Here is a 20134-nt window from a genome sequence, read left to right on the forward strand (position 1 = left end):
CAATTATTTTCAGTGTAAAAAACACAATTATTTTATTTCCGCCCTTTTTTATCTTGAAAAAAGTAGTATTTTTAAAAGTTGTTTAAACAAATAGCCTCAAAAAATTTACATTAAAAAAGGATTAAAAAATGAACTTTAAAAACTTGATTGGACAGTTACCAAAAATAGGAATTAGACCCGTAATCGACGGAAGATTGGACGGCGTAAGAGAATCGCTTGAAGAATCAACCATGAACATGGCGAGAATTGCCGCCGATTTTCTGGAAAAAAACCTGAGACATGCCGACGGCAGCAAAGTGGAATGCGTCATCTCGGATTCCTGCATAGGCGGTGTTGCCGAAGCCGCTGCTTCTGCCGACAAATTTTCAAGAGAAGGCGTTGGTTTGAGCCTGACCGTTACCCCTTGTTGGTGTTATGGCAGCGAAACCATCGATATGGACCCCTTGATCCCGAAAGCCATTTGGGGCTTCAACGGAACCGAGCGTCCGGGAGCCGTTTATTTGGCCGCAGCCTTGGCAGGACACAACCAAAAAGGAATTCCTGCTTTTGGAATCTACGGTCGTGATGTTCAGGATAGCGATGACACCAGCATCCCTGAAGATGTGCAGAAAAAATTATTGCTTTTCGGAAAAGCCGGTTTGGCCGTGGCCACAATGAAAGGCAAGTCGTATCTATCCATGGGAGCCGTTTCCATGGGAATTGCCGGTTCCATCATTGACCCGAATTTCTTCGAAAGTTACTTGGGAATGCGTTGCGAAAACATCGACATGACCGAATTTTCGAGAAGAATCGAACACGAAATCTACGACAAGGAAGAATACGAAAAAGCCTTTGCCTGGACCAAAGCCAACTGCAAAGAAGGAAAAGATTACAATCCCGAGAACCGTCAAAAATCCAGAGCCGAATTGGACAAAGATTGGGAATTTGTCGTAAAAATGGCCTTGATTGGTCGCGACTTGATGATTGGAAATCCAAAACTGAAAGCCTTGGGTTACGGCGAAGAAGCCTTGGGAAGAAATGCCATTTCCGGTGGTTTCCAAGGACAAAGACAATGGACGGATCATTTGCCGAACGGCGATTTTATGGAAGCTATCCTAACTTCCTCTTTCGATTGGAACGGCATCCGCCAACCGTTTATGTTGGCAACGGAAAACGACAGTCTGAACGGAGTTTCGATGTTGTTCGGACATTTATTGACTGGAGCAGCCCAAATTTTTAGTGACGTAAGAACCTATTGGAGCCCAGAAGCGGTGAAAAGGGTAACGGGTTACGAACTAAAAGGCGATGCTGCCAACGGTTTTATCCACCTCATCAATTCCGGTGCTTCGGCATTGGATGGAACGGGGGAACAAAGCATCGACGGCAAACCGGCAATGAAACCTTGGTGGGACATTACCGAAAACGAAGCCGAAAAATGTCTCGAAAAAACTACTTGGGGACCAGGAATGTTGGAGTATTTCAGAGGTGGAGGTTATTCTTCCACTTTCAAAACCAAAGGCGAAATGCCTGTGACCATGTGCCGAATCAATATCGTCAAAGGCATTGGCCCCGTATTGCAAATCGCCGAAGGAAAAACCATCGAACTTCCCGAAGACGTTCACAACACCATCAACGAAAGAACCAATCCTACTTGGCCAACCACTTGGTTTGTGCCGAACCTCACGGGCAAAGGCCCGTTCAAGGATGTGTATAGCGTGATGTCGAACTGGGGAGCCAATCACGGTGCCTTCACTTACGGACATATTGGTGCCGATTTAATCACTTTGGCCTCGATGCTCCGAATCCCGGTAAACATGCACAACGTTCCCGAAGACCAAATTTTCAGGCCAAGTGCTTGGGCGTCTTTCGGCATGGATCCAGAATCTTCCGATTACAGAGCTTGCAGTACTTACAAGGCGTTGTATGAATAAAAATAATTGATTTTTGATTGCAGATTAACGATTTTAGATTTCAGAAGTTTTGACCTCTAGTAAAAACACAATATTGTATTTATAAACACCAAATCTGAAATCAAAAATCGTTAATCAAAAATCTGAAATCATTTTTATCAAAAGGCTAGTTTGAAACAATCGAACTAGCCTTTTTGATTTTGTTATACCTTAAAATTCTAAATTTACAACCAAAAACATCCAGCTTCATCAACTGAATTTTTTCATATCTTTGTGAAAAGCAATCACTATGACAACGATAACCATAAACGAACGTACCAAAGCTGGCAAAACCTTATTGGAACTTGCCAAAATGCTTTCGGTTTCAAACAAAGGAGTTACTATCGAAAGCGAAACAGTGGAAAAATCAGCACCAAACAAAACGGATGAATTCTTGAAAAAAGTAAGACGTTCAGCAAAACACGCCCGAGAAATTGCAGCAGGAACTCGCAAAGGTATTCCTTTAAAGGATTTTTTAGATGAATTATAGTTTTGAACTTACCGAAGATTTTAGAAAGGAATTCAAAACTTTACTCAAAAAGTATCCATCCCTAAAAAACGATTTTCAAAACATAATTGATAGTATTGAAAAAGAACTAGTCTTAGCCGATGATTTAGGCGAAGGATTCAAGAAAATCAGAATCAATATAAAATCCAAAGGCAAAGGTTCTAGCGGTGGCGGAAGAATTATTACCTACGAAACCATTATAGCAGTTAACAATAAATTGGTTCTTTTTGCCCTAATTTACAACAAAGGCGACTACGACACCGTTGATTTATCTCTTCTAAAGAAAAATTTAGGACTTTAAACCCGAGAAACATTTGTGCCACTAGATAACAAAAGGCTAGTTTGAAATATCAAACTAGCCTTTTTCGTTTTGTAAGAAAAAATAATTATATTTGAAGGAAAATGTACAAACGAAGCAACCATTATTAAGAATCTAAAGATTTAGATAAAAACAATAATTAAAATTATGGCGACTATTACAATTAAAAGACCTCCGATAGAAAACGGGGCGAAAGCATACGAAATCTATATTGACAAACAAAAAGCCGGAACAATTTCTGATGGCGATATTATGGAATTCAACACAACAAACGGAAAGCACCTGATCAACTTGAAAGTGGGTCAATTTTCAAGTCCAGAGATTACAATTGAAACATCCGAAAATAAAACAACGTCCTTAAAAATTGCCGAATTCAAGAAAATGAAATGGGTGTGGGCAATCATAACAGCCATTTTTGCTCTCCACTTTATTTTGAAAATGACAATTGGCTTTAGACACACAACATTATTAATTATTCCAGTGTTTCTATTCGATATTTACTACAGAAAATGGGGATGGAGAAAACATTTAAAACTCGAAGAAGAGGTTTGATTTTTTAACAGAAATTCAAACTCGTTTTTTCCCAACCGCTAGTTTGAAATATCGAACTAGCCTTTTTAGTTTTTGTAAGAAAAAATAAATATATATGAAGATATATAAAGTCAGTAAACTCGAGTTATTAATTATGAAAACATTTTTAGGTTACCCATTATTAAATGGAAAGATTAATTTAAAGATTTGTAAGCCTATGCTAACATCGGAAGAATTATCATTTTATGAAAGTTACAAACCTGTTTATCTAATCTTACTTATAATTATATCATTAGTTTTTTTCAAGATTAATAAGAATGATTTTTATTGGATTTATCCAGTCTATTTTTTATCCGTATTTATTTTAGTTTTATTGTATAAATACTATAGTAAAGTATTAAAGTGGAAAGTTGTCAAGAAAGGATTTATTGTTCGATACAATGCATTTGATTACAACAAAGAGCATACAATTATTTGGGAAGAAATAGATGAAATTTATCTATTAGATGTATTTTATTCAAAGCTTAAGGATGGTTTAAATATGGCTTATTCGACGACGACTTATGATGCAATAATTATTATATTCAAAAAAGAACATTCAACAATTCAACATAAGTTCTATCAGTCGGATTTTTTAGTATATTCTAAAGATAAATTGGAATTACACATTAAAAATATTAATCCAAATATTAGGGTAATTAAAAAAGAAAGTATTTCAAACTTACAAAGTATTTTGTAACGTTCCTATGTCCACAAAAGTATGTGACTTTGCGGACGTGTTAGTCGGTTTCCGACTGACATAAAAACTGGTTATAAAACAACTGACTAAAAACTATAAAACTTTTATTTCCTAGCCGTTCCTTCCCAACTTTGCCGTCAAGAGCAAGTAGATTGGAATCAGTAAGCAGATCTGGTATTCAATCAGTTTATTTGAACAAAAAGATACCTTTGTAACAAACAAAAAACCCAAAAAAATGAATTGGATACTATTAATTATTGCCGGATTATTTGAAGTGGCCTTTGCCTCTTGTTTGGAAAAAGCCAAAGAAACCAGCGGAAACGAGATGTACTGGTGGTATGCCGGTTTTTGGGTTTCATTGATTATCAGCATGGTTTTGCTGGTCAAGGCCACCCAGACTTTGCCCATAGGAACGGCTTATGCCGTTTGGACAGGAATTGGAGCCGTCGGAACCGTATTGATGGGGATTTTTGTATTCAAGGAACCAGCCACCTTCTGGCGAATTTTCTTTATTACCACGCTAATCGGCTCCATTATAGGACTAAAATCGGTGTTGCATTAATATTTGTTTGTTGCAAAAAACTTTGAACCTCATAAACGCATCAGTTTTTACTCGCAAAAATATCCGCCAAACCCCTTTATGTAACGTATTCATACAACAAAAAATTTACATATTAAAAAAAAATAAGAAAAACATACAGTTTATCTTGTATTCGTATTAAAAATTTTATTAAGTTTGTTAAAAAAAGTATTTTTTATGAAGTATTTACTCCTCCTTTTCTCTGTTTCCTTCTATGGGCAAGTTTTGCATCATCAGATGTTTTCTTCCCAAGGAACAACTAAAAAAACGGCTGACGGTTATACTATAAGCCAGACTATTGGTCAGCAAAGTGTCATTGGTAATTCAAATAAAGATCCTGCTGTTATTCAAGGTTTTCAGCAAAGTGAATGGAGTGGCTATATTGCCGCCAATCCGAAAACTGAAATAACAGTTTTGACTTATCCGAATCCTTTTAGTGACTTAATTAACTTTGAATTTTTGGATCCCATCGACGAAGAAATATCAATTTATATTTTTGATGTTACAGGTCGCTTGATTCATAAACAGAAAGAAACGCTTAACAATTCGGTTTTGACAATTCAGTTGTCTAAGTTACCCAAATCTGAATATTTAGTTCAACTTCGTTCAATTTCAATGACTTACTACACCAAAATTATTAAAAAATGATAAAAAACTACTCACTACTTATTTTATTACTAGTATCTATAAATCTTTTTTCTCAGGAAATCTATTTTAATACAGGTAAAAACTATACGAAATATACGTATAAAAACACCGATAACCAGCAGAACAAAGACCTACAGGCCGGAACAGGAAACTTTTATGAAATGGGTTTTGTTAAACCTTTAGGATTAAAAAAACTTTCTTACGAATTGGGACTTTCGTTGAATGAATATAATGCAATTGGCGGTAATTCTGCCAATTCATACCGTTGGGATACCCAGTATTTGGGAATTCACGGAGGCTTGTCGTATTCTTTATTAACGAACAAAAACAAACCTAAAAAAAATTTTGATATTTTAGCTAGAGCAGCTCTGAATATTTCGACCTTAGTTTATGGCAAACAGGAAATCAACGGAATTTATTATGACCTGATGAATCAAAAAGAATTTTCGGGAATACTATTGGAACCCTCTGCAGGATTAGCTGCTAAATATGCTTTCTCTTCTTTTGGATCGTTAAGTCTTGGCTATAATTTTTGCCAAAGTATAAATATTACAAATAATACTGAAGAAAAATTGTCATTCAGCACCAATCAGATAAGGTTAGGATTATATTTTAATATCAATTAAGTTCAATTTTGAATTGATTTAATAATATTGTTTAAAATAAAATTTCACAAAATTAAAGACTAAAAATAGTTAGTTGCCTTAGGTGTTATAACTAACGAATAAATTTCAAAGTATATGAAAAAAATAATTTTACTATTTATATTTTTTATAGCGGCTACAAGTTTTGCTCAGACAAATGGAATAAGCTATCAGGCTATAATCATAAATCCTAAAGGAGAACAATTGCCAGGAGTGAACAATGCCAATAGCCCAGTTGTCAATAAAGATATCTGTATGGTATTCAAATTTATTGACGAATCTTCAAATATAGAATATCAGGAAACCGTACAAACCAAAACAGATGGCTTTGGTATGGTTAATTTAGTGATTGGTAGAGGAACACAAACAGCAGGATATGCTGCTTCTTTTCAGTCTATTGTTTGGAACTCTTCGAAGAAAAGTTTGATTGTGGGAATTAATACCAATGGGAATTGCAATACTTACACTGAGATTAGTAATCAAGAGTTTAACTATGCTCCATTTGCTTTTTCGGCAATCAATGCTGAAAACGTTACAGGTGTTGTTGCAATAGAAAACGGAGGCACGAATGCAACCACTGTTTTAGGAGCAAAAACAAATTTAGGCATTCAAAATGTAGATAATACAACTGATTTAAATAAACCAATTAGTGTTGCAACTCAAACGGCATTAAATTTAAAAGAAGATGTAGCCAATAAATCTACTAACGTAAATCTAGATGGCACTTCTGACACTAAATACCCAAGTGTAAAAGCGGTTAAAACTTACGTTGACGCTGCTACTTCATTACCTTCAAACGCTTTGAACAATGAAATAACAAGAGCAACTAATGCTGAAAATACAATTGCCACCAATTTAACAGCCGAAACTACTGCTAGAACAGCTGCCGATGTAACTTTGACAACTAATTTAGCTACTGAAGTGACTAATAGAACAGCTGTCGATTTACTAAAAGAAGATATGGCGAATAAAAGTATTAATGTTACCACTGACGCAACTTCGGATACTAAATACCCAAGTGTAAAATCGGTTAAAACCTATGTAGACGCAAGTGCTGCATCCTCTTCTACCGCTTTGGCCAATGAAGTAACAAGAGCAACTAATGCTGAAAATACAATTGCCACCAATTTAACAACCGAAACTACAGCCAGAACAGCTGCTGATGCAACTTTGACAAGCAATTTAGCTACCGAAGTAACTAACAGAACGGCTGCCGACTTACTGAAAGAAGATGTGGCAAATAAAAGCACAAATGTTACCACTGACGCAACTTCGGACACTAAATACCCAAGTGTAAAATCGGTTAAAACTTATGTAGATGCAAGTGCCGCATCCTCTTCTACCGCTTTGGCCAATGAAACAACAAGAGCAACTAATGCCGAAAATTCGACTTCTGCCAATTTAACTGCCGAAACTACGGCTAGAACAACTGCTGATGCAACTTTGACAAACAATTTAGCTACCGAAGTAACCAACAGAACGGCTGCTGACTTACTAAAAGAAGATGTGGCAAATAAAAGCACAAATGTTACCACTGACGGAACTTCGGATACTAAATACCCAAGTGTAAAAGCGGTTAAATCGTATGTAGATGCAAGTGCTACATCTTCTTCTACCGCTTTGGCAAATGAAGTAACAAGAGCAACTAATGCTGAAAACACAATTGCTACCAATTTGACAACTGAAACTAATGCCAGAGCAGCTGCTGATGCAACTTTGACAAACAATTTAGCTACCGAAGTAACCAACAGAACAGCTGCCGACTTACTGAAAGAAGATGTGGCAAATAAAAGCACAAATGTTACCACTGACGGAGCGTCGGACACTAAATACCCAAGTGTAAAAGCGGTTAAGGATTATGTAGATGCTAATTCTTCTTCTTCAGTAGCGGGTGCTGATACGCAAGTAATCTTTAATAATGCTGGTGTCGCTGCGGGTAGTGCCAATAATACTTGGGACAATGGAACTAACACTCATACTGTAGTGGGTACTTCTGTTACCTCCAACGAACGTGTTACTTCATTAGCGGGGACTGGTACACGAGTGGTTTTAACAGATGCTTCTGGAAACCTAACAGTTTCTGGTGCTACGGGAGTTACAGGTACAGGAAACACGAATTATCATACTAAATTCACTAATGGACCAGCAGGTGTAATAGGTAACTCAATGATACAAGACAATGGTACTTCAGTAAGTGTTAATTATCCTCTTCAAGCAAATTCTCAATTATTTGTATATCGTCAACAACAAACAGCAGTTGGGGATGGTCAGTCAACTATATATGGATATCGTGATCGTAATAGTCAAAACGTAGGAGCTAGCTATGGACAAAATGGTAGTAATACAGGAGTTACAGGTATGTCTTTTTGGGGAGACGATTATTCTTTTGGTGTAGGTGGATGGAATTATAATGACTTTTCTCGTACAGGAGGAGTAGTTGGTGGAGAGATTTATGGTAATTATTGGGGGTCTTTAGGATATAAGGCTGCTAGTACTGTCACTTATGGAGTATATGGTTCAAATGCTTATGCTTCTGGAACTGGTTTTTTTGAAAATAGAGAAATTTCAGGTTTTGGAGGAGGTTTCTTTGGCGTTATTGGTTCTGCATCTAAAGGAAGTGTAATAGGTCAATTAAATTCCGGTGAATTATTTTCGTCTTATAACTCAGGAAATGTTTATACTTTAGGTAAAAATGTAGAGCTAGTAGAAACTTCTAATAATGTTAAAACACCTGTTTATTCGGTTACTAGTACAGAGTCAACTATTTATGCTAAAGGAAGTGCCGAATTAGTTAATGGATCAGTATATATCCCTTTTAAAGATTCGTACAAAGCATTATTAGGAGAAAATCCGGAAGTTACCGTTACACCAAAAGGAAACTGTAATGGAGTATATATTTCTGCAATAGACAAAAACGGATTTACTATTAAAGAAATGAACAATGGTACTAGCACAGTTGCTATTTCTTGGATTTCTGTCGGAAATAGAGTTGACAATCATTTAGATAAAGCAACTGAAATGGTTTCTGATTCTAATTTTGATAGAAACATACAACAAGTTTTATTCAATGATTCTAACTTAGATGCTAAAGGTAAGGGTATCTGGTGGGATGGAAATAAAATTCAATTTGGTAATATGCCAGAAAGTTTGACAAAAGTGAAAAGACCAAAAGAAGATTATAATTATAAAGAAAAAGCAACAGAAACACATATTGCTACTAAGAAAGAAGCTATTAAAAGAATTTCTGAATTTTCTAAAGCTATTTTGTTCGATACAGGAAAATCAACTATTACTCCGGAATCTTATACCATTTTGAATAACATTGTAGATGTATTAAATCAATACAGTTCTGATAATTTCATAATTGAGGGGAATACGGATAATACCGGAGAATCGAATGATAATATGAAACTTTCAAAAGATCGATCAGAAGCCGTAATGAATTATTTTATTGAAAGAGGCATTAGTAAAGATCGATTGAAATCAGTAGGTTATGGAGACAAAAAAACTGTTGCAACAAATGATACCGAAGAAGGCAGAAAGAGTAACAGACGAGTTGAGATTAATCTGGCAAAATAATTACAAAACATTTCATATCTTTAAAGGATCCTTACAGAAGGATCCTTTTTTATTTTTTCAAATGAATTTATCCCGAATATTTTTAGTTTTATTTACAACCTTGTCATGGGGACAAAAAAAAATTGAACCTCATATTAAGTCTTTATTTAAAGAAGTCGTATTCACTTTGGCCGACGATAGTTTAAAAGGTCGTTACACAGGCACATTAGAGGAAAAAAAATCATTAAACTACATAGAATTTAAAATGAAAAGTTTGTCGAATAAAATTAAATTCGAGCGACAAACTTTTTATGTTAAATTAAAAGACACTACTCTAATTTCAAACAATGGTTTTGTCTTTGTGAATAATCATTCAAGCAAAACTATCTTAATAAGCTCTCATTATGAACATATTGGTTTAGGAGGTGTATTATCTACTAAATTCATATCCAATCAAATTCATAATGGAGCCGATGATAATGCTTCAGGAGTTGCCATGACTATTGGCTTAGCAAGTGAATTAATTAAAGTTAAGAACTCAAATTTAAATTATTTGTTTGTATTTTATTCAGGTCATGAAATAGGATTATACGGATCAGATGCTTTTGGTGATTTTATAGATAAGAACTCCGATTATTTCAAAAACATATCATGTGTTATAAATTTTGATATGATTGGACGATTAGATTCCGATTTAAAAAATTTAAAATGTATGAAATCAAAATCAGCAGATATAATTTTAAATAATGTACAAATTGAAGATTTTGATTTGAAATTAAATCTGGGTAAGGAAGAAGAATTAAAAAAATTAGACACAAAATATTTTTACAACCAAGGAGTTCCTTGTCTTAATTTTACAACAGGCATCCATTTAGACTACCATACTCCAACTGATGACGCAATTTATATTAATTTTGATGGGATGATCCAAATTAAAGAATATCTCTTAAAAATTATTGATGGTTATAATTATGGTTTGCTAAAAAACCCAAAGGAGTAATATTATTTTCTTTTCACAATTAGTTCTACTTTTAGACTTTAATTAACGTAGCAATCCCTGAAAAAACAATACCCAAGTAATCAACAAAGCTAATAATTATAAAAACTTCCAAAAGACACGGCGTCACAAACTGGAAACTGTGGTACAAAAATTTCAAGGCCAGTGTGAACCATTCCGAAAGGGAAATCCTGAAACTGATTTCTTGACCTATTTCACACAGCAAGGGGTTAAAAAAAACATTCCAATTTATTTAAAATTAGTCGTTGGGCGCAATTGCCATACACCAATCGAATACAAACAGGTATCTTTGCAGTAACAAAAACCCAAAAAAATGAATTGGATACTATTAATTATTGCCGGATTATTTGAAGTAGCTTTTGCTTCTTGTTTGGGCAAAGCCAAAGAAACCAGCGGAAACGAGATGTACTGGTGGTATGCCGGTTTTTTGATTTCATTGATTATCAGCATGGTTTTATTGGTCAAAGCTACCCAGACTTTGCCCATAGGAACGGCTTATGCCGTTTGGACAGGAATTGGAGCCGTCGGAACCGTATTGATGGGGATTTTTGTATTCAAGGAACCAGCCACCTTCTGGCGAATTTTCTTTATCACCACGCTAATCGGCTCCATTATAGGACTAAAATCGGTTTCGCATTAATCATTGACAAACACACAAACATTCCGGTTTTGCATACTAAAACATGACAATAGTCAGTATTTGGTTTCATTTGAAATCGTATATTAGGACTTTTTTATATAAAGATATTTATGATTGCAAATTTGAGTGAAAAGAAATCCTATCCTTGGATAGTTGTGGGTTTATTGTGGTTCGTGGCCTTGTTGAATTATCTGGATCGCCAGATGCTTTCAACCATGAAACCCTCGATGATGATTGACATTCCAGAATTGGCCAAAGCCGAAAACTTCGGAATGCTGATGGCTATTTTTCTTTGGATTTATGCCTTGATGAGTCCAATTTCCGGAATCATTGCCGACAGGATGAACCGAAAAAACATGATTGTTTGCAGTCTTTTTGTTTGGTCGGGCGTCACGATGGCCATGGGCTATGCCACCACTTTTAACCAAATTTATGTCTTGCGCGCCATTATGGGAGTTAGCGAGGCGTTCTATATTCCAGCAGCTTTATCGCTAATCGCCGACTATCACCAAGGGAACACCCGTTCTTTCGCCATTGGCATTCACACTACCGGAATCTATTTGGGTCAAGCCTTGGGTGGATTTGGCGCCACTGTTTCCCAACAATTTTCTTGGCATTTTACCTTCCACACCGTTGGTTTAATTGGCGTGGTTTACAGTATCATTTTGATTTTTTTCATCAAAGAAAAGAAAGCATACACTTATGACACTTCCCAAAAATTATCAGTAGGAACAGAATTCAGGCAAATGTTCAAGGGATTGGGAATGCTGTTCGGGAATATCTCGTTTTGGGTTTTGCTCTTTTATTTCTCGGCTCCGAGTTTGCCGGGATGGGCGGCCAAAAACTGGTTGCCAACATTATTTTCAGAAACACTGGACATGAACATGGCGCTTGCCGGCCCTATCGCCACGGTAACCATCGCGATGTCCTCTTTTGTCGGGGTCTTGATTGGCGGTGTCGTTTCCGACAAATGGGTAATGAAGCACCTTAAAGGAAGAATCTACACCAGCGTAATTGGTTTGTCACTCACGATTCCTGCCCTATTTTTATTAGGTAATGGCAGCAGTATTGAAGCCATTATCGCTGGAGGAATGTTATTTGGTCTTGGTTTTGGAATTTTCGACACCAACAATATGCCTATTCTTTGCCAATTCGTGTCGCCACGTTATCGTGCTACCGGCTATGGCATCATGAACTTCGTGGGAATTTCTGCCGGAGCCGTCATCACGGAATATTTGGGAAAAGCCGCCGACAATGGCGGAATGGGACGTGTATTTATATTATTGATTATTGTGGTAGTAATTGCCATCGCTTTACAATTGACAACCCTGCATCCGAAAACGGCAAACATGACGGAAGAAGCTGTTTCTGCCGAATAAAGAAATCCATTTAGAACACGGTAAAAAAGGATTTAAAGTCTTTTTTAATCAATCATAAAATAAAAAAGTGAGCTCGATATGGCAATCTAGCTCACTTTTTTTATGAAGACAACTTGGTTTTCTACAAAACCTTGGCCACTTTTATTTCGATATCCTTGATATTGGCAATAACTTTTGTCATTTCTTTTTCGTCGAAAGTGGTAAAAGGCGGAGCAATGTTTCCGTTGACAATTCCCAAAGCGGACAGTGCCCCTTTCAATCCTTTTAAATAGCTGGAACCATAAGAACCCACAGTGTAAATTCGGGTGCTGATTTCCATTACCAAGTCTTGCAACTCCTCAATTCGGGCAAAATCTTTGGCCAATGCCGCATTGTATAAAGCCACGTATAATTTTGGAAAAAGATTGGCGCCACCGTTGACACCACCATTTCCGCCCATCAAAACAGTTTCGGCAGTAATTTCTTCAGGCCCTACCAAAAGACTGAAATTGGTTTTCAACAAATAACAAAGTGATTGAAAATAAACTGCATTGGCCGAACTGTCTTTCAACCCAATAATATTGGAATGTTCTGACAAACGAACCACCGTTTTTACGTCGATGTTAATTTTGGTATGTGAAGGCATGTTGTACAAGAAAAGCGGCAAACTCACTTGATCTGCCAAACTCCAGTAATACTTGTATAATTCTTCTTGTCCCAAACCATAATAATAAGGCGGTGCAGCCACGACAGCCGCAGCTCCCGCTTTTTGGGCTATTAATGCCAAATGAACACTTTCTTCTATGGATGTATCCGTGATTCCAACAAATACCGGCACTCTTCCGTTGACTGCTTTACAGCTTTCAACAATAAGTTGTTCTCTTGTTTTGTAGCTTAAACTTGTTGATTCTCCAGTAGTTCCCAGAATAAATATTCCGTGAACACCACCCGAAACCAAATGCTCTACCAAATGCTTTACCCCTTCGAGATCCAGGGAAAGATTATCTGACAATAAAGGAGTTACCATTGGAGGAATAATTCCACTAAAAGCTGGTTTAATTGTTTGCGTTGCCATTATGCTAAAATTTATTTAATATATTTTAATTTATTTTTATAGTTTTCTATTTTGTTTCAAGCGTTGCCTTTAAGAGAACATTTTTGACTCCTTGATCTTTATTTTCAATCTGGTCTATCAAAATACGAACGGCTTCCTGCCCCATTTTTTTTATGGGCTGGCTCATGAAAGGAATGTGGACATCCAAAAACTGAAAAATCAAATTTTCGTCAAAAGCAAGCACGTCAATTTCTTCCTGGATTTTCTTTCCAAAATTTTTAATTTGTTTCAAACCTTCGGTGGCAATGGTATTGGTTGCAAAATAAATAGCAGTTACTTTGTCTTCGAAAATCAACTTTCGCACGGCTTCTTTTATTTCGCTTTGCATCGATTGATGATTGACCTTTGTCAAGAATTGTGCTTTGTCAACAATTCCGGTTTGCTTCATGGCTTCAAGATAACCATTACACCTATCCTGATAATGCAAAAGTGTGGATTCATACACTATTGCACCAATTCTTTTGTGTCCTTTGTCCAACAAATGATTTGTGGCTTCAAATGAGGCTTTAAAGTTGTCCACCATCACCGTATTTACAACTATGTCGGAAAAATAACGGTCAATCAACACCAAGGGAACATTGGATTCTTTTATGCCTAAAACCGTTTCTCGGGATTCTTCGGGAGAGGCCACAATAAATCCATCTACTTGTCGAGTACTAAGAAAATCCAACACCTTTATGAATTTATCATTATTTTCGTCGGAAGAACCAAATATCACGGTATAATTACGGGCATAAGCCTCATCTTCTATCGTTCTGGCCAAACTCGAGAAAAAGGGATTGGAAATATCGGCAACAATGAGACCAATGGTATGGGAAATGTTGGTTTTCAAACTTCTAGCATTCAAATTCGGAAAATAATTAAGCTCTTTCGCTGCTTTTCTAATTTTATCCGCCGTTTCTTTACCTACCCTATTTTCTTTATCTTTGTTATTTAGAACGTAAGAAACAAGACTAGTCGAAACTCCTACCTTGTTTGCAATATCCTTTAATGAAGTTTTACGAGTCATCTTTGCTTTAACGTTTAAGCAAAAGTAATAAATAATTTGACACCGCCTAATATTTAAGTGTTTCATTTACATTTAAAAGCAACTAATTAGAGTTTAAATTATGCATTTACTTTTTATTCAACCGAAAAAAACTTAATGGATTTTTTTTAGCCCTTAAAAAATGAAATTGAAAATACAACTTCTAATTTCATTTTTCAAGTTTTACAGTTCGGTCATTAAAAAAGAATAATTAAATGGATATTATGGCGTCAGCAGTTTTTAATAGCCTACCTTACCAAAAAAAATGGAGATTGAACAAAAGGTTCGGCAGGTGGAAGAATTATTCAACCATCTTGACAAGGAGATTACTGCTTTCAAATCCGAAACGAGTTTACATTGCCTCACCGGCTGCGGCAAATGTTGTTCCAAACCAGACATTGATGCCTCGCCCTTGGAATTCTTGCCTTGGGCTTTCCATTTATTTTTGAATGGCCTAGCCGAAGAGACCTTGTTGGAATTAAACAATTCGACCCTTTCGACTTGTCACATCTACCGACCGCTAGCCCTTTTGGAAGAATTCAACGGAAGCTGCAGCAACTATCGCTATCGCGGATTAATTTGCCGCCTTTTTGGTTATGCAGCCAACAGGGACAAATATGGCGAACTACGATTGGCCACCTGCAAAATCATAAAAGACGACCAGCTCAAAAACTACCACACTACCGAAGAAGCCATCAGTAAAGGGCTTTACGTGCCTATTTTTACCGATTATTACATGCAGTTGGCACAAATTGACTACAAAATGGGCGTTACCTTGCTCACCATAAACGAAGCCTTGAAAATGGCCATCGAAGAAGTCCTGCATTATTACGCCTACAGACCTTTTCCGGGTGGATTGGAGAATATTGCTTAAAAAAAATCTTCAACTTTATTTAAAAAAAACTCCCAATTGGATATTACCAGTTGCGTAAAACCATGCTTACCAAGCAAATAACCCCTCGTTACTATTTAAATAAAAAAACAAGAAAAATATTATTTTGTCAAAATGTGGAAAACCGTAAAACAACCAATTCCAAAAGATATAAATTCGGAGAATTAATTGTAAAACCAAAAAAAAAAAAACCAATGAGAAAATCATTAATTCACAAAGTCTCCACAACCCTTTTGACACTTATTATTGTCACATTACTTTCAACTTCTTGCTCTTCAGACGATGAAAAAGACCCAATAGTTGTATTTACAAGTTTAAGTGCCAATAAAACAGATGCTTTTATTGAAGAAACAATTGTCCTGAACCTCGAAGGAACCGGCTTTTCGGATGTCAATGTAGCTTCTAATAACACATCGGTTAAAATCATCAAAGTAACGCCTACAATTTATGAAATATCATCTACTGTAGCCACAAGCACAAATATCTATATTTCCTTAAGCAACAATACTTACAAAGAAAACAAAAGTATAAGTTTGAATTTTTGCGAGCACGGAGTCAAAAATTACAAAACCGTTGAAGGCATAACCGTTGATACTGATAAATCTTCTAAAGTCATCACGCTTTTGGGAGAACCTGACACAAAAACAACTTCAACCGATGGACTTTCTGAATACTGGAAATACGCTTCAAAAGGACTGTGCTTTATAATTACAAAAAGCTCTTTAATGGTCAATCAAATCGAGATGTTTAGCTCTTACTATTATCATACAAACAGCGCCAATACACAAGTATTATACACGAACTATCCCCATGAAATTGGAAATGGTTGGAAAATTAACAATACTACCACAATGGATACCATCATTACTTTATTAGGGATACCAACAACAAAAAGTAGCTCTAGTACCAATAGAATGTATCAATATTCATCTCAAAGAATTGTTTTCCGCTTTTTCAGTAATTCCGAAGACGACTATACTGGGAAAAAGATTATTTATTTTTCTGTTTATTAATTTGAAAATTTTAGTTTAGACAACTATTTTCTTGTCCCTAGAAACGGTTCACGTCAGAAACGGTTCTAGGAACAAACTTTATAAAATGACTTATCTCAATTGATTCTTATATAGTATGGAGCAGTAATACTGTCCAAACTAAAAGCACAACACACCGCTTATTTCTATGAGGGAGTGAATCACGGTTTCCACAACAACACGACTTCAAGATACGACGAAAAATCCGCAACTTCATATTGGACACGAACAATTGATTTTTTTAAGGAAAAACTGAAGAAAAAGTAATTTTAGAATTTTGATGTTGCAAAAAAATCTCAAACAGGAGACTTTTTTATGGCAAATTGGAATCATTTTAAAGAAAATACTTTATGAATTAAACCAGAAAATTTATTTAAATTTGAAAGATTCAAAAAACCTTAAATCCCTAATGAAAAAATCAATTACACTATACTGTTTAATGCTAATCGCAAATTTCACATTAGCACAAAATACTGATATTAAAATAATTGATTCTTTAAAATATGAATTAAGAAAAGCTAAAGTAGATACAGCCAAGATAAATATACTAAATGAGTTGTCCAGCAAAAATTTTTATTCCAATCCAATGGAAGGAATGCGATATGGTGAAATTGCATTAAATCTGGCAACTAAAATAAAATGGAAAAAAGGGATGGCTATTGCAAATGACCACATAGGCGTTTGCCATTGGGTTACCGCAAATTTTCCAAAATCGATAGCGTATTTCCAAAATTCATTGTCCAACTATCAAGACTTAAAAGATCAAGTTGGCATTGCTGGTGCATACAACCACCTCGGATCACTTCATTTGGAAATAAAAAAATACAAGCAGGCTGTTTTTTACTTCATTGAAGCCTACAAAATAGATCGATTAACCTCGAATAAAAATCAGACGGCTAATGATCTTACTGGAATTGGCGATGCTTTTTTCAAAACAAATAATTATTCCAAAGCAATTGAATACTATCTAAAAGCTAAAGACCTCTATTTTACGGTCTATAATTTCTATGGCGTTGGTGAATCCTACATTAATATTGGGAAAGCCTATTCAAATAAAAAGGAATACTCGGACGCTTTAGTTAATTTCAACAAAGCTCTTGATAATTTAAACAAAATAGAAGGTACAAAATATGATATTGGAAATGCTTATCTTGAAATGGGGAAAGCCTATTACAATTTGGCCATGGAAGACAAAAGTGCAAAAGCAAAAAACCTGAACCATTCCCTAAAATACTCGAACAAGGCAATTAATACTTTTAATGAAATTAAAACATTCGACAAAATAAACGAATGCAACTTCGAATTATATAAAGCTTACAAAGAAACTGGCAACTATAAATTGGCGTTGGAATATCACGAGAAATACCTCAAAATTAAAGAAACGGTTTTAACCTATGAAAACAACGTCAAATTAGGTGAACTTAAAACCAAACGTGAATTCGAATTAAAAGACAAAAAAATTGAAATACAAAATCTTAAAATAAAAAGCGAGTCCAGAAAAATATATTTATTAATTTCTATCATAATTACTATTTTAATTCTTTTCTCTGTCTTTTTATGGTTGTATTTATCTAAAAGAAGCCGAAATAAATTATTGTTGGAAAAAAATATGGAGATTTCCAATGCCAACAAGCAGAAAGACCGATTTTTTTCGATTATTGCCCATGATCTAAGAGGGCCTTTTATTGGATTTCTAGGTTTAACAGAATTACTGGCCTCAGAAATTGACACTATGGATAAAGAAGAAATTCAATTTATGGCAGCAAATTTGAAAAGCTCCGCACAAAACTTGGAGACCCTTCTGGAAAACCTCTTGGAATGGTCCAGTATGGAGCAAGGACTGATTCCATTTACACCGATAAAAAACAATTTACATCAAATAACAGAAGAATGTATTTCAATTTTACAAGCTGCAGCAGCAAAAAAAGAACTACAAATCCAAGACAAATTAACGGATGACACCACCGTTTTTGCCGATAATTACATGCTGCACGCCATAATTCGCAATATTTTGTCGAATGCCGTAAAGTTTACTCCAAAAGGAGGCATCATTTCCATTCAATCAAAAAAAGACTCAAAAAACACCATCTTTTCCATAACTGATAGCGGAATAGGAATGAATGCTAAAATGATTGAAAACATATTCAAACTGGATGTTAAAACAAACAGAAAAGGAACCGAAAACGAGCTGAGTTCAGGTTTAGGCTTGATACTTTGCAAAGAATTTGTAGAAAAGCACGGCGGCAAAATATGGGTCGAAAGTGAAGAAAACAAAGGAACTACATTTTATTGCAGTTTTCCTTTTGCAGAATGATAATCCATATCTACAATGCTATTTCACTATATTTGTTTAATATAAAAATAGATTGAAATCATAAAGAAATTTTCTACAAAACAGTTTCTATATTTTTATGTTGAACCTTATAAATAACTCTAATATTAAATCATGGATATCTTATGTAACCTTCCATATGGTATGGATAAAGTAATAGAGCTACTAATTAATAAAAAATGGTTAATCTCTACATTTGAAATTGAAGAAAATGCTCATTATAATCCTGCAAATTATATTTATAATATACAGATACATAAATCCAAATACATTCTTTTAATTGATACAAATATCTTTAGTTTCATTGTAAATTCATTTAAACAGAATACACCAAAGGATATTCATAGAGAGGCAATAGCTTTGATTGCCTTCTGTCAGTTTGCAGAAATAAACATTGATGTTAGTTTGCCTATATACGAGTATATAAGGTTTAACAAAGAAAAACAAAAAGAAGCATTTGAAAAGTTAGAATTATTTTTTAAAATAGATGATTCACCCAACAATCAAAGTCTTATAGATTATGCTATTGGAAAACGAAATAATTATACAATTAATGAAACTAAAGATGTTTCAGATGGTACAAAAAAAATGATTGAATGGTATAACAAATATCAGAATCTTGTACAATGGGATTCCACCTATTTAATCATACTGAAAATCACAGAACTTAATTTGTTAGAAAACATTTCAAACATTAAAAAATTTGAAATATTTATGAATTGGCAACATTCTGAATTTAGATTTTCTATGATTGGTAGTATATATTCAATAATAATGTTTAGTTCTATAAGAACAAAAGGAATGATGAAATACAAACCCACAGCAACTTTTGAAGAAAAAAGAAATCAAATTGACAATATGACATGGGACTTCTATTTTATGATAAATTATTACGAACGTCTTAAGAAAAAAACTCTTGAAGAAGAAATATTAACTGCAACTGACGATAAAGTAATTAAATTTATGTTTAAAATATTAGTTGATGTTAATAATTCTGGTAAAATAGAAACACTATCTAAATATTTAAAAAAACAAGATTTTGAAATGATCGAAATTTACAAAAAGTTTGTCAAAAACAAAGATGGACGCAAATTTAAAGATGGTCGTTTTCAAGATGATTATCATCGAGAAAAGTTAAAAAAACAGCTTGAAACCTGTTTATTATAAATATGCACTAATAATTCAGACCGCTCGAACATACACAAAATCTAGCATCACAAAGTATCTTTTAAAAAACAAACGTTTATAAAATCCTTATTACTACTCT

Annotated in this window: 18 protein-coding genes and 1 pseudogene; 17 read left to right on the forward strand and 2 right to left on the reverse strand. The window is 34.8% G+C overall.

The genetic code is table 11. The features are described from left to right. Positions 1-128: 128 nt before the first annotated feature. The 12 genes from OZP13_RS11935 to OZP13_RS11990 all read left to right on the forward strand — a co-directional run bounded on the left by OZP13_RS11935 (position 129) and on the right by OZP13_RS11990 (position 12492). Positions 129-1910 (forward strand): L-fucose isomerase, encoded by a 1782-nt coding sequence (locus OZP13_RS11935; RefSeq protein WP_281297278.1) that lies wholly within the window; start codon positions 129-131, stop codon positions 1908-1910. 268 nt (positions 1911-2178) lie between these two features. Next, positions 2179-2418, forward strand: coding sequence for a hypothetical protein (locus OZP13_RS11940; protein ID WP_269240364.1), 240 nt, complete (start codon positions 2179-2181; stop codon positions 2416-2418). Further along, positions 2408-2737, forward strand: coding sequence for a toxin (locus OZP13_RS11945; RefSeq protein ID WP_269240365.1), 330 nt, complete (start codon positions 2408-2410; stop codon positions 2735-2737). The genes OZP13_RS11940 and OZP13_RS11945 overlap by 11 nt, the downstream gene beginning before the upstream one ends. A 165-nt stretch (positions 2738-2902) precedes the next feature. Then, positions 2903-3307 (forward strand): hypothetical protein, encoded by a 405-nt coding sequence (locus tag OZP13_RS11950; protein WP_269240366.1) that lies wholly within the window; start codon positions 2903-2905, stop codon positions 3305-3307. Between the two features lie 133 nt (positions 3308-3440). After that, complete coding sequence (locus OZP13_RS11955) at positions 3441-4025, forward strand: hypothetical protein (RefSeq protein WP_269240367.1); 585 nt, start codon at positions 3441-3443, stop codon at positions 4023-4025. Between the two features lie 235 nt (positions 4026-4260). Then, positions 4261-4587: a DMT family transporter gene (locus OZP13_RS11960; protein ID WP_269240368.1), complete on the forward strand. Its 327-nt coding sequence runs from the start codon at positions 4261-4263 to the stop codon at positions 4585-4587. 195 nt (positions 4588-4782) lie between these two features. Beyond that, on the forward strand, positions 4783-5253 hold the full coding sequence (locus tag OZP13_RS11965) for a T9SS type A sorting domain-containing protein (protein ID WP_269240369.1): 471 nt from the start codon (positions 4783-4785) through the stop codon (positions 5251-5253). After that, positions 5250-5879: a hypothetical protein gene (locus OZP13_RS11970; RefSeq protein ID WP_269240370.1), complete on the forward strand. Its 630-nt coding sequence runs from the start codon at positions 5250-5252 to the stop codon at positions 5877-5879. Before OZP13_RS11965 ends, OZP13_RS11970 begins: the two co-directional genes overlap by 4 nt. Before the next feature lie 273 nt (positions 5880-6152). After that, complete coding sequence (locus tag OZP13_RS11975; protein WP_281297279.1) at positions 6153-9476, forward strand: OmpA family protein; 3324 nt, start codon at positions 6153-6155, stop codon at positions 9474-9476. After that, positions 9391-10455 carry a M28 family peptidase gene (locus OZP13_RS11980; protein ID WP_281297280.1) on the forward strand — a complete coding sequence of 355 codons (1065 nt, stop codon included), beginning with the start codon at positions 9391-9393 and terminating at the stop codon, positions 10453-10455. Before OZP13_RS11975 ends, OZP13_RS11980 begins: the two co-directional genes overlap by 86 nt. A 331-nt stretch (positions 10456-10786) precedes the next feature. Beyond that, positions 10787-11113 (forward strand): DMT family transporter, encoded by a 327-nt coding sequence (locus tag OZP13_RS11985; protein ID WP_269240374.1) that lies wholly within the window; start codon positions 10787-10789, stop codon positions 11111-11113. A 110-nt stretch (positions 11114-11223) separates the two neighbouring features. Then, positions 11224-12492, forward strand: coding sequence for an MFS transporter (locus OZP13_RS11990; protein ID WP_281297281.1), 1269 nt, complete (start codon positions 11224-11226; stop codon positions 12490-12492). 121 nt (positions 12493-12613) lie between these two features. Here the strand turns inward: OZP13_RS11990 and OZP13_RS11995 are convergent, their stop codons facing one another. Continuing rightward, positions 12614-13546, reverse strand: a complete 933-nt coding sequence (locus OZP13_RS11995) for a dihydrodipicolinate synthase family protein (RefSeq protein WP_281297282.1) — start codon at positions 13544-13546, stop codon at positions 12614-12616. 46 nt (positions 13547-13592) lie between these two features. Continuing rightward, positions 13593-14594 carry a LacI family DNA-binding transcriptional regulator gene (locus tag OZP13_RS12000; protein WP_281297283.1) on the reverse strand — a complete coding sequence of 334 codons (1002 nt, stop codon included), beginning with the start codon at positions 14592-14594 and terminating at the stop codon, positions 13593-13595. 283 nt (positions 14595-14877) lie between these two features. On the opposite strand from OZP13_RS12000, the gene OZP13_RS12005 reads away from it, so the two are divergent. The 5 genes and pseudogenes from OZP13_RS12005 (at position 14878) to OZP13_RS12025 (ending at position 20034) form a co-directional block, all read left to right on the forward strand. Next, positions 14878-15486 (forward strand): YkgJ family cysteine cluster protein, encoded by a 609-nt coding sequence (locus OZP13_RS12005; RefSeq protein ID WP_269240378.1) that lies wholly within the window; start codon positions 14878-14880, stop codon positions 15484-15486. Positions 15487-15698: 212 nt separating this feature from the next. Continuing rightward, positions 15699-16517: a hypothetical protein gene (locus tag OZP13_RS12010; protein WP_281297284.1), complete on the forward strand. Its 819-nt coding sequence runs from the start codon at positions 15699-15701 to the stop codon at positions 16515-16517. 147 nt (positions 16518-16664) lie between these two features. Then, a pseudogene (locus OZP13_RS12015) lies at positions 16665-16802 on the forward strand (dienelactone hydrolase family protein); the annotation flags it as partial. 142 nt (positions 16803-16944) lie between these two features. Further along, positions 16945-18849 carry a tetratricopeptide repeat-containing sensor histidine kinase gene (locus OZP13_RS12020; protein WP_281297285.1) on the forward strand — a complete coding sequence of 635 codons (1905 nt, stop codon included), beginning with the start codon at positions 16945-16947 and terminating at the stop codon, positions 18847-18849. A 162-nt stretch (positions 18850-19011) separates the two neighbouring features. Beyond that, positions 19012-20034, forward strand: a complete 1023-nt coding sequence (locus OZP13_RS12025) for a hypothetical protein (RefSeq protein ID WP_269240383.1) — start codon at positions 19012-19014, stop codon at positions 20032-20034. The last annotated feature ends 100 nt before the right edge of the window (positions 20035-20134 follow it).

This window comes from Flavobacterium limnophilum (assembly GCF_027111315.2).
Taxonomy (GTDB): domain Bacteria; phylum Bacteroidota; class Bacteroidia; order Flavobacteriales; family Flavobacteriaceae; genus Flavobacterium; species Flavobacterium limnophilum.